11 protein-coding genes are annotated in these 15247 nt (G+C 72.3%); 4 read left to right on the top strand and 7 right to left on the bottom strand.

Going from position 1 to position 15247, the window contains the following annotated elements; all coding sequences use genetic code 11:
- Positions 1-210: 210 nt before the first annotated feature.
- Entirely contained in the window at positions 211-1761 is a 1551-nt protein-coding gene (locus E6P78_RS23940; RefSeq protein ID WP_136205690.1) for a peptidoglycan-binding protein, read from the top strand.
- Between the two features lie 34 nt (positions 1762-1795).
- Here E6P78_RS23940 and E6P78_RS23935 read toward each other — a convergent pair whose 3' ends face one another.
- The 3 genes from E6P78_RS23935 to E6P78_RS23925 all read right to left on the bottom strand — a co-directional run bounded on the left by E6P78_RS23935 (position 1796) and on the right by E6P78_RS23925 (position 4722).
- Entirely contained in the window at positions 1796-2362 is a 567-nt protein-coding gene (locus tag E6P78_RS23935; RefSeq protein ID WP_136205713.1) for a dihydrofolate reductase family protein, read from the bottom strand.
- 200 nt (positions 2363-2562) lie between these two features.
- Complete coding sequence (locus E6P78_RS23930; protein ID WP_136205689.1) at positions 2563-3396, bottom strand: alpha/beta hydrolase; 834 nt, start codon at positions 3394-3396, stop codon at positions 2563-2565.
- Positions 3397-3489: 93 nt separating this feature from the next.
- Positions 3490-4722: an amidohydrolase family protein gene (locus tag E6P78_RS23925; protein ID WP_136205688.1), complete on the bottom strand. Its 1233-nt coding sequence runs from the start codon at positions 4720-4722 to the stop codon at positions 3490-3492.
- A gap of 108 nt (positions 4723-4830) precedes the next feature.
- On the opposite strand from E6P78_RS23925, the gene E6P78_RS23920 reads away from it, so the two are divergent.
- From E6P78_RS23920 to E6P78_RS23910, 3 genes are all read left to right on the top strand, one after another.
- A complete protein-coding gene (locus tag E6P78_RS23920) occupies positions 4831-5289 on the top strand; it encodes a MarR family winged helix-turn-helix transcriptional regulator (RefSeq protein ID WP_136205687.1) in 459 nt (152 codons plus the stop codon).
- Between the two features lie 41 nt (positions 5290-5330).
- Complete coding sequence (locus E6P78_RS23915; RefSeq protein WP_136205686.1) at positions 5331-6377, top strand: hypothetical protein; 1047 nt, start codon at positions 5331-5333, stop codon at positions 6375-6377.
- Between the two features lie 148 nt (positions 6378-6525).
- Positions 6526-7791: an MFS transporter gene (locus E6P78_RS23910; protein WP_240799355.1), complete on the top strand. Its 1266-nt coding sequence runs from the start codon at positions 6526-6528 to the stop codon at positions 7789-7791.
- Here the strand turns inward: E6P78_RS23910 and E6P78_RS23905 are convergent.
- The 4 genes from E6P78_RS23905 to E6P78_RS23890 form a co-directional block, all read right to left on the bottom strand.
- A complete protein-coding gene (locus E6P78_RS23905; protein ID WP_136205684.1) occupies positions 7778-8521 on the bottom strand; it encodes an SDR family oxidoreductase in 744 nt (247 codons plus the stop codon). The genes E6P78_RS23910 and E6P78_RS23905 overlap by 14 nt on opposite strands.
- A 165-nt stretch (positions 8522-8686) precedes the next feature.
- Positions 8687-12439, bottom strand: a complete 3753-nt coding sequence (locus E6P78_RS23900; protein ID WP_136205683.1) for a S8 family serine peptidase — start codon at positions 12437-12439, stop codon at positions 8687-8689.
- 107 nt (positions 12440-12546) lie between these two features.
- Entirely contained in the window at positions 12547-13698 is a 1152-nt protein-coding gene (locus tag E6P78_RS23895; protein WP_136205682.1) for an XdhC/CoxI family protein, read from the bottom strand.
- A gap of 34 nt (positions 13699-13732) precedes the next feature.
- The gene (locus E6P78_RS23890; protein ID WP_136205681.1) at positions 13733-15190 is read right to left on the bottom strand and encodes an NCS2 family permease; all 1458 of its coding nucleotides are present in this window, start codon (positions 15188-15190) and stop codon (positions 13733-13735) included.
- Positions 15191-15247: the final 57 nt, after the last annotated feature.

The raw sequence follows: 15247 nt of genomic DNA, 5'->3' as shown, positions 1-15247 counted from the left end.
GGTGGAGGGCTGTCCAGGTGTACGAATCCCGGAGAGCGCACTCCCGTTCACCGGGGCGCCAACTCCGTTGGAGTGAACGGTGATTCGACACGCTCTGAGCATGATTGTCATACCTTCGACGGCTCTCTATCGTGAGCAGGCTTCGCGGCCGCCGGGCCGCTCCCCACCGGGCCCGGGGCCGTTCTCCTTCCCCACAGAGCAGGAGCAGGTATGCCCACACGCGCCGCCCACCCCAAGGCCCGCGCATCCCTCCTGGCGGCCCTCACCGCCACCGTCCTGGCCGCGACCGGCACTCCGGCCCTCGCCGCGACGGACACCGGGCACCCCATGGACCGGGCGTTCGAGCGGGCTGCCGAGGAGTTCGACGTACCGCGTGATCTGCTCGCCGCCGTCGGGTACGGCGAGACCCGCCTCGACGGCCACGCCGGGCGCCCCAGCCAGGCAAACGGCTTCGGCGTGATGCACCTGGTCAGCAACCCCGCGCACCACACGCTGGAACGGGCCGCCGCGCTCACCGGCGAACCGCTCGCCGCCCTGCGCTCCGACAACGGCGCCAACATCCTGGGCGGCGCCGCCGTGCTGCGCGGTTACGCGGACACCCTCGGCCTCGACGCCCGGGACCGCGACGACCTCGACGCCTGGTACCCGGCCGTCGTCCGGTACAGCGGCACGGACGGGCCGGCCGCCGCCCTCTACGCCGACACGGTCTACACCTTCCTGGCGGACGGCCTCGACGCCGTCACCCGGGACGGCGAGCGGATCACGGTGACCGGCCGCCCGGTCTCGCCGCACAAGGACGGCATCGCCGCCACGGACACCGGCACCCGCAGCGCCGACTACCCGGCGGCGCTCTGGGTCGCCGCCGACCCGAACAACTACACCACCGGCCGCACCGCGGCGATCGACAGGGTGATCATCCACGTCACCCAGGGCTCGTACGCGGGCTCGATCAGCTGGTTCCAGGACCCGGTGTCCGAGGTGAGCGCGCACTACGTGGTGCGCTCCTCGGACGGCCAGATCACCCAGATGGTGCGCGACGCCGACACCGCGTACCACGCGCGCAGCGCCAACGCGTCAACGCTCGGCATCGAGCACGAGGGCTTCATCGACGACCCCTCGTGGTTCACGGACGCGATGTACCGCTCCTCGGCCGCGCTGACCGCCTACCTGTGCGACAAGTACGGCATCCCGAAGGACCGGACGCACATCATCGGGCACAGCGAGGCCCCCGGCAACGACCACACCGACCCCGGCCCCAACTGGGACTGGAACCGCTACATGGAGCTGGTCAAGGGCACCGGCACGGGCGGCGAGAGCCGTGACGGGCTGAGCTTCGGCACGTACACCACCCAGCGCGGCGGCTCGGCGGGCCCGCAGGTCAAGGCACTCCAGCTGCTGCTGAACGATCTGGACTACCCGGTGGGCGAGGCGGACGGCGGTTTCGGGCCGGTCACCACGGGCGCGGTGACGTCGTTCCAGGCGGCGCACGGACTGGAGGCCGACGGGGTCGTGGGGGCCAGGACCTGGACCGCGCTGCTGTCGGCGGGCTCCGCCCCGGCGCTCGCCGAAGGTGCGACGGGCGAGGACGTCAAGCGGCTCCAGCGCGCGCTGACGGCCGCGCTCGGCTCGACGGTGGAGGCGGACGGGAGCTTCGGCCCGGCGACGGCGACCGCGGTCCGCTCGTACCAGACGAGCCGGGACCTGACGGCCGACGGCGTCGTGGGCACCGCCACCTGGGCGGCGCTCCAGGCGGGCCGCTGACGGTGCGATGACGTCCCGGGCCGGTCCCGGTACGTCACCGGCCGGCGCGCTCGTACCGCAGTTCCACGACCCCGTTGCCGAAGGTCCGGCTGCCGGTGAGCCGGAGGGCGGTCCGGTTCTCCTCCTCCGGAAACACGGACTTGCCCCGGCCGATGAGGACCGGGTGGACGTAGACGCGGTACGCGTCGATCAGGTCGAGGGCGGCGAAGGAGGCGGCGAGGCCGGCCCCGCCGAGCGCCAGGTCGCCGCCGGGCTGCTCCTTCAGGGCCCTGACCTCCTCGGGGACGACCTCGCGGACGACCGTGGTGTTCCAGTCCGCCCGCCGGAGCGTCCACGAGTGGACGTACTTCGGCATGTTCCGCCAGATGGACGCGAACTCGGCCATCGGTCCGTCGTCGGCCGGGTCCCGGTCGGCCTCCGGCCAGAAGTCCGCCATCAGCTCATGGGTGACGCGCCCGTCCAGGAACGCCCCCATCCCGGCGAGCTCCTCGTTGAAGTGGCGGTGGAGTTCGTCGTCGCCCTGATGCCAGTCGATCTCCCGTCGCGGGCCCTCGATGAAGCCGTCGAGGGACATGGACATCCAGTAGACGATCTTGCGTATGGCGCACCTCAGCGTGGAGCTGCGGGGAACGGGTCGGCGGAACGAACCCGACCGTACCCGGCAGCCGGCCGCGGGCAAGGGAGTCGGGAGGGGGCCGGACGAAGGAGCGTCACCGCGTCTGTGGGCAGCACGACCGGCCCACCGGCCGTGCTCCCCACAGACGCCTTCGGGCCGGGCGGGCCCGGGCCGCGCATGGCCCCTTACTTGGCCAGGAAGGTGAGGAGGGCGTCGGTGACCTCCTCGGCGTGGGTCCACAGCAGGCCGTGCGGGGCGCCGTCGATGACGACGTACTCGGCCTGCGGGACCGCCCGGTGGAAGAGTTCCCCGGTGGATTCGATGGGCAGGATGCGGTCGGCCGTGCCGTGCAGGATCAGTGCCGGGACGTCGATCGCGGGCAGGTCGGCGCGGAAGTCGGTGGACCAGGTCGCCACGCAGGCGACGGACGCGTGCCAGGAGGCGCCGGCCGCGACGTTCCAGCTGTTGCGGACCGCCTCATCGCTGATCCGGGAGCCGAGGTTCTCGTCGAGGTTGTAGAAGTTCTCGTAGAACGAGGTGAAGTAGGCGTAGCGGTCGGCGGTGACGGCCTTGGTGATGTCTTCGAAGACGGCGCCGTCGACGCCGCCGGGGTTGTCGTCGGTCTTGAGCAGGAAGGGTTCGAGCGAGGCGAGGAAGGCGGCCTTGGCGATCCGGCCGGAGCCGTAGGTGCCCAGGTAGCGGCCGACCTCGCCGGTCCCCATCGAGAAGCCGACGAGCACGGCGTCGGTCAGGTCGAGGGTGGTCAGGAGGGTGTCGAGGTCGGCGGCGAAGGTGTCGTAGTCGTAGCCGGTGGTGGGCCGGCCGGAGCGGCCGAAGCCGCGCCTGTCGTAGGTGATGACGCGGTAGCCGGCCGCGAGCAGGGCGGCGGACTGCTTCTCCCAGGAGTTTCCGTCGAGCGGGTAGCCGTGGATGAGCACGACCGGCTGCCCGGTGCCGTGGTCCTCGTAGTAGAGCTCGACGGGGGTGGTGTTCTCCTGGCCGACGGTGATGAACGCCATGATGTGCTGCCTTTCGGTGTGGGTGGTGGGCGCCGGCCGGAGGTGGCCGGCGCTGCGCTTTCGGCGCCTGGGTGAGCCTTGGCCCCGTACGGGTCACTCTGCCCCGAAACGGGCACCCCGGCGCCAGACGGCGCGGATGTCGAGGGTGCGGTGGATGTCCGTGGTGGGGTCCCCGTCCACCAGCAGCAGGTCGGCCCGCAGCCCGGCCGCGATGCGCCCGCGGTCGTCCAGGGAGAAGCGGCGCGCGGGGGTCGCGGTCGCCGCGCGCAGCGCGTCGGCCGGTGTCAGCCCCGCCCGGACCAGGTACTGCATCTCGTGGTGGACGCTGGCGCCGTGGGCGACGCCGCCGAGGAAGGGCACGGGCACGGAGGCGTCGCTGCCGGCCAGGAGGTCGACTCCGGCCTCGTGCAGCGCGGCGACGGTGGCGAGTACGTCCTCCAGGCGACCCTGGGGGTAGCGGTCGAAGCTGCCGCGCAGCGTGGTCAGCCAGGGGCCGTCGAGGCGGGCGGTGACCCGCTCGTCGTCGGCGAACGCCGCACCGGTGATGCCCATCATGGAGGCGTTCAGGACGACGCAGGGGACGACGAACGTGCCGGACTCCGCGATGAGCCGGATGATCTCGTCGGTGTGGGGCCGGTCCATGAAGACGTGGACGAGCCCGTCGATCCCGGCCTCGACCGCCATCCGGGCGGCGTCGAGGGTGAGGGCGTGGGCGACGGTGAGCATCCCGTGCCGGTGCGCCTCGGCGACGCCCGCGTTCAGCGTGGCCTGATCCAGGCACGGCAGGCCGGGGTGCCCTTCGACGGTGCCGTCGTCGACCATGAACTTGATGTAGTCCGAGCCGGACTCCACGAGCCGCGGAATGAACCCGGCGGCCTCCTGGGGCGTCGTGGCGAACGGCATGACCAGGCCGCCGGAGTGCTCGGGCGCGGGCTCGCCGTCGCCACCCGGACGCTTGCCCTTGGGGAAGAGCTCGCTGGGGTGGCCGCCGGGAGGCGTGATGCCGAAGCCGGCGGAGCGGACGTCGGCGACCGCGTCGTTCTGCTCGATGTGGGCCCGGCGCGTCCGGGTCAGGGCGCCCTGCATCTCCAGTTCGGTGGTCACTCCGAACCGCAGGGCGAAGGCCAGTGCCTCCTCGGAGGTGTGCGTGTGGGCGTCGAACAGGCCCGGCAGGAGGGTGCCGCCCCGGGCGTCGACCACGGCCGCCCCTTCGGGCACCGCTCCCCCTACGGCCGTGATGACGGGGCCGTCGAGCACGACGGTGCTCTCTTCGCGGACCCGGTCGCCGTCGAAGACGCGCGCATGGGTGATGGCGGTCGTGGTCATCGCTGCATCTCGATTCCGTACGGGGGTGGTGACGTCCACCGCTTTATATGCAGTAGAACATACATTTGCTGGATGTGATGCATTTACCTGTCGCGTTACAGTTGCGTCATGGCACACAGCAACGAGCGTGACGGCGATGACGCCGACGCGGTCCTAGACAGCGTCGGACCGGCCTTCTCCCGGCTCAGGCGACGCGCCCCGTCCGCCGGCAAGGACCTCTCCCGCAACCTGGTGCTCAACGTCGTCGCCGAACGCACGGGCGAGACGACCGTGGGCGCGATCGCCGAGGAGCTGGGGACGGACCAGTCGGTGGCCAGCCGCATGGTGTCCGACTGCATCCAGCACGGGCACCTGCGGCGGGAGGCGTCCCAGGCGGACGGCCGGCGCAGCGTACTGAGACTGACCCCTGAGGGCGACGCGCTGCGGGACCGCTTCGCGGCGGAGCAGCGACGGTCGTTCGAGCACATCACCCGCGACTGGCCCGCGGACGAACGCCTTCAGCTGGCCCGGCTGCTCGTCAAGTACGCCGAGGACGCCGCCGCTCTGCGCAAGCTGGAGCGGTCCTGAGTCGGGCCGGGGCGGACGCGTCCCGCGAGACCGGGGCGACGGTGAGCGTCCGGGTCGCAGAGGCGCGTGCCGCCGCCGCACGCTGGGTGGCGGCGCATGCCCGTCCCCGTCCTGACTACCGGGGGGCGTACTTCAGCGGGTCGACGGTCGGACGGCCGGACGACGCGGTGCTGCCGGCCTCGTCGGACGTGGACGTGGTCGTGGTGACGGAGGGGGACGAGGCTCCGGCCAAACCCGGCAAGCTCCTCCACGAGGGCGTCCTGCTGGAGATCACCTACGTGCCGTGGGCCGAACTCCGCGACCCCGATGCCGTGCTGGGCTCGTACCACCTGGCGGGCAGCTTCCGCCGTGACACGGTCATCGACGACCCCACGGGGCGGCTGCGCGCGCTGTACGCCCATGTCGCGCCGCGCTTCGCCGAGCGGACCCGGGTGCGCCTGCGGTGCCTGGACGCCCGGCACCGGGTCGAGAGCCGCCTCGCCGCGCTGGACACCTCGCAGCCCTTCCCCGCCCAGGTGATGGCCTGGCTGTTCCCGACCGGGGTCACCACGCACGTCCCGCTGGTCGCCGCCCTGCGCAACCCGACCGTCCGGCTGCGCTACCCCGCCGTACGCGACGTCCTCACGGCCTACGGGCACCAGGAGCTGTATCCGGAACTGCTGGCGCTGTTGGGCTGCGAGGGGGTATCCGCTCGGCAGGTGAGCCGCCATCTGGCCGAGCTGACGCGGACGTTCGACGCCACGGTCCCGGTGGCGCGCACCCCGTTCTTCTTCAGCAGCGACCTCACCGAGCGGGCGCGCCCCATCGCCGTCGACGGCAGCCGGGAACTGATCGACCGGGGCGACCACCGCGAGGCGGTCTTCTGGATCGTCGCGACCTTCGCCCGCTGCCACACCGTGCTGGGCGCGGACGCCCCCGCCCTGCATGCCGAACGCCTCCCGGCGTTCCGGGACGCCGTCGCGGAACTCACCGGCATCACCGGCACCCCGGACCTGCTCGCCCGGCGCGAGGAGGTCCTACGCTTCGTGCCCCGGCTGTGGACGGTCACCGAAGAGATCCTGGCGGCCAACCCGGACATCGGCGCATAGGGACTGCTTCTGCTACTTTGCCCGCGTGTCCCTTCCTCGTGCGTAGGACCCCGTCCCGACCGCGCCCGGCGTACCGGGTGCGGCGCTCCGGTGTCCCCGCATGCCCGCAGCGCCCCGAACTCGCGCTGCCCTCCCGAGGAAGACCATCGTGTCCACGCCTTCGTCCGCGCCCTCGCGCGCGCCTTCGTACGCCACCGTCCTGCGCGTCCCGCACGCCGCACGCACCTTCGGTGCCGCGCTGCTCGGGCGGCTCTCCTACGGAATCGCTCCCCTCTCCCTCCTCCTCGCCGTCAAGGACACCACCGGCTCCTACTCCGCCGCCGGCGGTGTGATGGCCCTGTTCGGGGCCGCCAGTGTGTTCCTCTCCCCGGCCCGGGCCGGGCTGATCGACCGGTACGGGCCGCGCCGCGCGCTGCCCCCGATGGCGGGGCTGTACGCGGCGGTGCTCGCCGTACTCGCCCTGGTCACCTGGCGGCCGGGCGCCCCGCCCCTCGTCCTCGGCGCGCTCGCCACGGCGGCCGGTGCCTGCACACCGCCGCTCGGCCCGGTCATGCGGACACTGTGGAGCAGCCTCGTGCCGGATCGGGAGCTGCTGCGGCGCGCGTACAGCCTGGACGGGGTCGCCGAGGAACTGCTGTACGTCACAGGGCCGTTGCTGGTCGGGGTCGTGGTGACGGTCACCGGTCCCGCGGCCGGGGTGCTGGCCGGTGCGGCCCTGGTGGCGGTCGGGGCGGGGGCGCTGGTTTCCTCGCCCGCCGTGCCGCGCGGGAAGGCGGACGGCGGACCGCATGCCGGTGCCTCCCCCGCGCCCTCGCTGCGGCTGCGGGCCGTTCCGGCGCTGCGGCACGCCGTGCTGGTGACGGCCACCGTGGGACTGTGCCTCGGGGCGCTCGACCTGCTGGTGGTGGCCCTCACCGGGGAGTTCCACCGGGCGCCCGCGGTGTCCTGGGTGCTGGCCGCACTGTCGGCGACGAGCGCGGTCGGGGGCCTGGCCTACGGGGCGCTGCGGTGGCGTGCGCCGCTCGGGGCACGGCTGCGGGCGACGGCCGCCGGGCTGGGGGCGGCGGTGGCGGCGGCCGGTCTCGCGGGGAACCTCTACGTGCTGATCGCCGTGGTCGCGGTGGCCGGTCTGTTCGTCGCCCCGGCCCTCACGACCGCGTATCTGATCGCGGACGAGTCGGCGGACGCTGCCCGGCGCACCCGGGCCGGGGCCTGGGTCAACACCGCGTTCAACGCGGGATCGTCGGGCGGGACCGCCGCGGTGGGGCTGCTGGTGGACCGGCTGCCGCTCGCCCTGTGCTTCGCCGTGTCGGCGGCTCCGGTGCTGCTGTGCGCGGCGATGGTCAGGGGGACCGGTGCCCGCCGCCCCCGGACCGGGGCGGCGGGAGCGGCGGAGGGGGTCAGCGGAGCTTGATCGCGCCGCCGTCGGCCATCAGGGTCTGGCCGGTGATGTAACGGGCGTCGTCGCTCGCCAGGAAGGCGATGACGGGGGCGACGTCCTCGCGCGGGTCGCCGAAGCGGCCGAGGGGGACCTTGGCCGCGGAGAGGGCGTACTGCTCGGGGTTGGCCTCGGCCCAGGCGGCGACGCCGGCGGTCTTGGCCATCGGGGAGACGACGTTGACCCGGATCTGGTCCGCGGCCCACTCGTTGGCGACGACCCGGCTCAGCCCGCGGATGGCCTCCTTGCCGGCCGCGTACGACGCCTGGTTCGGCTGGCCGTCGATGCCCGCGCCCGAGGCGAAGTTGACGACGGCGCCCCGGGCCTTCCGCAGTTCGGGGTAGGCGGCGAGCATGAAGTTGCGGGTGGCGAACAGGCCGGTGTCCAGGGCGAGTTTCCAGTCGTCGTCGGTCTGCTCGGTGAACGGGCGCACCCGGGAGGCGCTGGCGTTGTTCACCAGGATGTCCAGGGCGCCGAAGCGCTCGACGGCCGTGGCGACCGCCCGGTCGGCGACGGCCCGGTCCGAGACGTCGCCCCGCAGGAACGCCACCGCGTCCCCGAGATCGGCCACGAGGGTGTCCCCGGCCTCCTGCTGGAGGTCGACGACCACCACGCGGGCGCCCCGCTCGACGAAGATCCGGGTGACGGCCTCACCGATGCCCGAGGCTCCTCCGGTGACGACGGCGACCTTGTTGTGCAATGTCATTGCGCTGTTCCTTCGACTCGCTGTGTCCGGCCCCCGCACCGACCTGTTTTATGCACCATACACTTCTTATGTATGCTGCATATCAGTGGACCGGAACACCGCACGCGAAGGCGGCCGCCCACCCGTCTCCGGCTGCGCGACCGCCTCGTACGGAATCTCAGCGGGTCACTTCAGGCCGAAGGCCCGGATGATCTCCTGGTCCACGGCGAGCCCGCCGCCGGCCTCGGCGTGCGCCTTGAGCGAGACCGCGGTGGCACCCTTCTTCGGGGTCTTGAACCGGGCGGTCCAGGAACCGGCCCCGTCCTTCTTGAGCTGCACCCCACTCCAGCTCTTCCCGTCGTCGTAGCTGACCGACAGCGCGGCCTTCTTCGCCTTCACGGCGCCCTCCAGCCACTCCTGCGTGGTGGACGACAGGCCGATCTCGGTCCACTTGCCGGCCCGCACGTCACCGGCCAGGTCGGTGGCGACGTCGTAGTCCAGCTGGAGCATCGGGATATCAACCTGGTACGGGCCCTCCGGGTCGTTCGCGCCCGAGACGAACGACCACTCCGAGTGGGTGCGCACGGACGTCTTCCAGGTGTCCGCGTCACGCGAGGCGTCGAGCACCAGCCGGTAGGGCAGTTCCTCGGCGGGGAGGTCCCCCACGTAGCCGGCGCGGCCCGGGGACTCGTCGAGCAGCTTGTCGCCCTGGTAGACCGCCACCTTGCCGGTGTCGTACTCCGTGTCCGGCATGGAGCCCGAGTGACCGGCCCCGCCGTCGGTCCACGGTGTGACGTTGTACTGGATGTCGCCCCACTGCGAGCGGTTCGGCCCCCAGTAGGCGGTGCCCAGGCGCGGCCGGGTGATGGGCGCGAACCACTGGGCCCTGGTGGTGCTGCCGGCCCGGTAGTCCATCTCGCCGCCGCGCTCCTCCAGCGCGGTGTCGGTGCCTTCGGCGTTGTACTGCGCGTGGACCTCGTACCAGAACGAGACGCCCGGCAGCGGGGTGACCCACTCGGTGCGGGTCGCGGGGTACTTCTCGTACTCCGCGAAGCCGATGCCGTAGCCGTAGTCGGGGATGTCGTAGCGGTAGCCGCCGCCGACGGCGTCCCGGTGGCCGTAGAAGGTGTTCTCCACCTTCGCCAGCTGACGGGTGGCCGGGGCGAAGGCGAGTGAGCGGTCCGGGACCGTGCCGTCATGGCGGTCGACCAGGTCGTAGACGTAGCTCGCGTACTTGTGCTGCTCGACGGTCACCTTCCTGCCGCGCTGGGCCGCCTTGATCAGGTTCTCGCCGGCGATCCGCTGGACGGTGGCGACCGGGATGGCGAGCGTGGTGCCGTAGTCGCCGTAGGACTCCATCAGCCGGCCGTCGCCCGGGTTGACCACGAACAGCGCCTTGGCACCCGCGGCGGCCGCGGCGGCGATCCGGTCGGCCGGGGCCACCGCGTCACTGCCGCGGATGACGACGGCCTTGCCCCGGGCGTCCACGCGCTTGTAGTCGGCGGCGGAGCCGTTGCCCGCGAAGACGCTGCGGAGCTTGAGCCTGCTGTCCTCGGCGACCGGCGAACCGTTCTGCACAGCTACCGGAATGTCCCGGCCGTCGGCCGTCAGGTCGATCAGCTTCTCGCCCTGGCGCCAGCGGGTCAGGAACGAGAAGCTGCCCCGGGTGACCTTCTTGGTCGGGCTCGCCCACAGCTGGTCGTAGGTCAGCGGGATCTGGTAGGCGTCGCGCTGGACGGTGCCGTCCGGTGCGGTGCGTGCCATGTCATATCGCAGCTGGCGGGTCTCGGTCTCCTTGGGCGTGCGCACGCTGACCTTGTGGGCCTTCGACGCGTCGAGCGTGACCGCGACGGGCTTGTCGAGGATGATCTCGGGGGCCGCCAGGAAGGCGAGGGCCTGCGAGTCGGCGGTGTCCCCCTTGACGTCGGCGGCGGTCCAGGCGGTGTAGTTGCCCGGGGGCAGCCGCAGTGTGGTGTCACCCGCCACCTGCACCGGCGACAGGTTCGGGTCGCCGAGGGCGCCGAGGACGACGACGCCGTCCATGGGCTTGCCGGCGCGGTCACGCAGCCGCAATGTGAGGTCGTACAGCTCCTGCTCCTTGTTCAGCGCGAAGCCGGTGTGCGCGACGACGGCCCCGGAGTCGTCCTTCGCGAGGACCTGCCCGGAGAACGTGGTGCCCGGCTCCGTCTTCGACGGGTCGAGCGTGAGGACGGCCTCGGCGGTCGAACCGGCCGGGACGGTCAGCCGCCGCACCGACAGCGTGTACGCGTCCGACGCGCTGTCCGTCGCCAGGTCGAGGGTGACGTCCTCGGCGCCGGTGTTGCGGTAGGTGATGGTCCGCTCGGTGACCGGGTCCGATGTGCTGTGCGGCCAGTCGTAGGCGGCGACCTCGACCGAACCCGTGGCCTCGATCGTCGTGTCGACGGCGGCCTTCACGTCGAGCCGGCCGGTGCCCTGCTCGTACGGGGTGTAGTCGGGCAGCACCTTGGAGGAGGTCATCAGCGCGTCCTTGATGCGCTGGCCGGTCCAGTCGGGGTGGCGCTGCTTGAGGATGGCGGCGGCGCCCGCGACGTGCGGGGTCGCCATCGACGTACCGGACATCGACTGGTACATGCCCTCGATGCCGGGGACCGACTGCGAGGCGGCGGCGTTGATGTCGACGCCCGGTGCGGAGAGGTCCGGCTTCAGGCCGTAGGAGCGCGCCAGCGGGCCCATGGAGGAGAAGTCGGCGCGGCCGTCCTGCTTGTCGACGGCGGCGATGGTGAGCGCCTTGTCCGCCGAGCCGGGCGAGCCGATGGTGCCGGCGCCGTACGCGTTGCCCGCGGCGATCACGAAGAGCGGGCCGCCGTCCGCCGACAGAAAGTTGACGGCCTGGGACATCGGGTCGGTGCCGTCGTCGGGGATGCTGGAGCCGAGGCTCATGGAGACAACGTCGGCGCCCTCGGCCTTCGCCCACTCCATCGCCTCGATGATGCCGGAGTCGGCGCCCGAGCCCTCGTCGCTCAGCACCTTGCCGACGAGCAGGCCGGCGGCCGGGGCGACGCCCTTGTTGAGGCCGTCGGACGCGGCGCCCGAACCGGCGATGGTGGAGGCGACGTGCGTGCCGTGGCCGTTCTTGTCGTCGACCTCCTCGCCCGGCACGAAGCTCCTGGTCTCCAGGACGCGGTCCTTGACGTCCGGGTGGTCGGCGTCGATGCCGGTGTCCAGGACGGCGACCTTGATGCCCTTGCCGTCGTAGCCCTCGGCCCAGGCCTGCGGGGCGTTGATCTGCGGCACCGAGTCCTTGAGCGCGGCCTCGGCGCGGCCGTCGAGCCACAGCTTGCCGATGCCCTTGTCCAGCGAACGGGCCGTGGAGGTGCGCGCGATGTCGTCCCAGAAGGCGCGCGCGGTGTCCTTGCCGGCCTTGAGGGCGGCGCCGTGGATGGACTCCAGCTGCCGGACGGCCTTGCTGCCGCGCGGGGCGGCGGGCAGCGAACGGGCCTTGCCCGCCGGGTAGGTGGCGATCAGCGGGATGCCGCCGGTCTTCTCGTCGTCGTAGCCCATCTTCGCGAGCGCCGAGACGTTGAAGAGGCGGCGGTCGAGCTTGCCGGCCGCGAGCAGGCTCTGGGCCTCGTCGGGCAGCACATAGACCTCGTCCCCGGCCTGCTGGACGTGGACGCCACCGGTCGCGCCCTCGGGGCGGTCCACGGTGATGGTGTCCTGCTTGCCCGCGCCATCGGCGAAGTGGACGACGTCGCCGGTGACGAGGGTGATGTCGTAGCGGTGGACGGGCGTCGCGGAGGGGGTGGTCGCGGCGGTGGCGGTGGCCGCGGACGCGGTGCCCGTGACGGGGAGCAGGGCGCCGCTCACCAGGGCGGCCGAGGTGGCTATGAGGAGGGTTCTGCGTCCGGGGCGGGCTGATCTCACCCGGCCGGAGGCGGTGGAGGGGGTGAATGTCATGCAGCTGATCTATCGGTAAACCGGCTGCCGCGGTGCCGTCCGCACCTGGCGTGAATGTGCCGTGGCGGCAACCCGCCGGTCCTGACTGCGCCCCGTCGAGAGCGAGTTCAGGCCACCGAGCCGATCCGCCCGGCCGGCGGCAGCCCACCGGGGTGGTGGATCGGGGTGTGCGCGCCGGTCAGCGGTGCGCCGCTGCCGCCGCGCCGGACGGCGACGATCTCGGCGGCGATCGACAGGGCGGTCTCCTCGGGCGTACGGGCTCCGAGGTCGAGGCCGATCGGCGAGTGCAGGCGGGCCAGCTCCAGCTCGGTGACGCCGGCCTCGCGCAGCCGCTCGTTGCGCTGGAGGTGGGTGCGGCGCGAGCCCATCGCGCCGACGTAGGCGACGGGCAGTTTCAGCGCCGCCTCCAGGAGCGGGACGTCGAACTTGGCGTCGTGGGTGAGGACGCACAGGACCGTGCGGGCGTCCACGGCGGTCGCGGCCAGGTAGCGGTGCGGCCAGTCGACCACCAGCTCGTCGGCGTCCGGGAAGCGCGCCTCCGTGGCGAAGACGGGGCGGGCGTCGCACACCGTGACGTGGTACCCGAGGAACTTCCCGGCCCGGACCAGGGCCGAGGCGAAGTCGATGGCCCCGAACACGATCATCCGGGGCGGCGGGACGCTGGATTCCACGAGGAGGGTCAGCGGCTGCCCGCACCGCGAGCCGTCGGCCCCGATGGTGAGGGTGCCGGTGCGGCCCGCGTCCAGCATGGCGCGGGTCTCGGCCACCGCGGTGCGGTCCAGCTCCGGGTGGCCGCCGAGGCCGCCCTCGCTGCTGCCGTCGGGGTGGACCAGCAGCGGCCGGCCGAGGAGTTCGGCGGGCCCTTCGGTGATCCGGGCGACCGCCGCCGCCCGACCCCGTGCGGCGGCGGCGAGCGCGGCGGTGAACACCGGCCGGGCGGGGTCGTCCGCCCGGACCGGGGTCACCAGGATGTCGATGACCCCACCGCAGGTCAGGCCGACCGCGAAGGCGTCCTCGTCGCTGTAGCCGAAGCGCTCGCGGACGGTGATGCCGTCGTCCAGCGCCTGCTGGCACAGCTCGTACACCGCGCCCTCCACACACCCGCCGGAGACCGAGCCGATCGCCGTTCCGTCGCGGTCGACGGCCAGCGCGGCCCCCGGCCGGCGGGGTGCGCTGCCGCCGACGGCGACGACGGTGGCCACGGCGAAATCGCGTCCCTGCCCGGCCCAGCGGTCGAGCTCGTCGGCGATGTCCAGCATCTCGGTCTCCTTGGCGGGTGTGGGCACGGCGGGGTCAGCTGACGCCGAGCCAGCTCTCGATCGGGTGCAGGGCGAAATAGACGAGGAAGATCACCGTCAGACCCCACATGAAGGCGCCGACCTCGCGGGCCCGGCCCTGGGCGGCCTTGATGGCGACGTAGGAGATGACGCCCGCCGCCACACCGGTGGTGATGGTGTACGTGAACGGCATCAGGACCACCGTCAGGAACACGGGGATGGCCACGGAGCGGTCGCCCCAGTCCACGTGCCGGGCGTTCTGCATCATCATGGCGCCGATGACGACGAGGGCGGCGGAGGCCACCTCGGCGGGCACGATAGCGGTGAGCGGGGTGAAGAAGAGGCAGGCGGCGAAGAAGAGGCCGGTGACGACGGAGGCGAGGCCGGTCCTGGCTCCCTCGCCGACGCCGGTCGCCGACTCCACGAAGACGGTCTGGCCGGAGCCGCCGGCGACGCCGCCGATCGCCCCGCCGGCGCCGTCGATGAACAGCGCCTTGGAGAGGCCCGGCATCCGGCCCTTGTCGTCGGCGAGCCCGGCCTCCGTACCGACACCGATGATGGTGGCCATCGCGTCGAAGAAGCCGGCGAGCACCAGGGTGAAGACGATGAAGCCGACGGTCATCGCGCCGACGTCGCCCCAGCCGCCGAACTCGATGTTCCCGAACAGCGAGAAGTCCGGCGAGGAGACCGCGGAGCCCTTGAGCTCGGGCGGGCCGCTGCTCCAGATCTTCGGGTCGACGTCGGCGACCTTGTTGATCACGACGGCGACGACGGTGCCGACGGCGATGCCGATCAGGATCGCGCCGGGGATGTTGCGGGCCTGGAGCATGAAGATCAGCAGCAGGGTCACCGCGAAGACGAGGACGGGCCAGCCGGCGAGTTCGCCGGCGGGGCCGAGGGTCACCGGGGTGGCGGCGCCCTTGCCGACGAAGCCGGCCTTGTAGAGCCCGATCAGGGCGATGAACAGGCCGATGCCCATCGTGATGCCGTGCTTCAGCGGGAGCGGGATCGCGTTCATGATCAGCTCACGCAGACCGGTGACCACCAGCAGGCAGATCACCAGCCCGTACATCACGCACATGCCCATGGCCTGCGGCCAGGTCATTTCGGGGGCGACCTGTGAGGACAGGACGCCCGAGACGCTGAGCCCCGCGGCGAGCGCGAGCGGGACCTTGCCGACGAATCCCATCAGCAGGGTGGTCGCCGCCGCCGCGAGCGCGGTGGCGGTGATCAGGCCCGGCTGGCTGAGCAGGTTGTCGTCGACGTCCTTGCCGCCGAGGATCAGCGGGTTGAGCAACAGGATGTACGCCATGGCCATGAAGGTCGTGACGCCGCCCCGCACTTCACGTGCCACGGTCGAGCCGCGGTCGGATATGTGGAAGTACCGGTCGAGCCATGATCTGCCGGCCGGGACGCGCGAGCCGGGGCCCGCGTCCTCCGCACCGGTCTTCGGCTGCACTGACTGCTGGGTCATGATGCCTGACTCCCAAGGTTCACAGGGGCACCCGCGATGAAGAATCGAAATGCGGGA

The sequence above is a fragment of the Streptomyces sp. A0958 genome (assembly GCF_004795035.1).
Classification (GTDB): Bacteria; Actinomycetota; Actinomycetes; order Streptomycetales; family Streptomycetaceae; genus Streptomyces.
The sequence above is the reverse complement of the archived record's forward strand: the minus strand, read 5'-3'. Positions and strand labels throughout refer to the sequence as shown.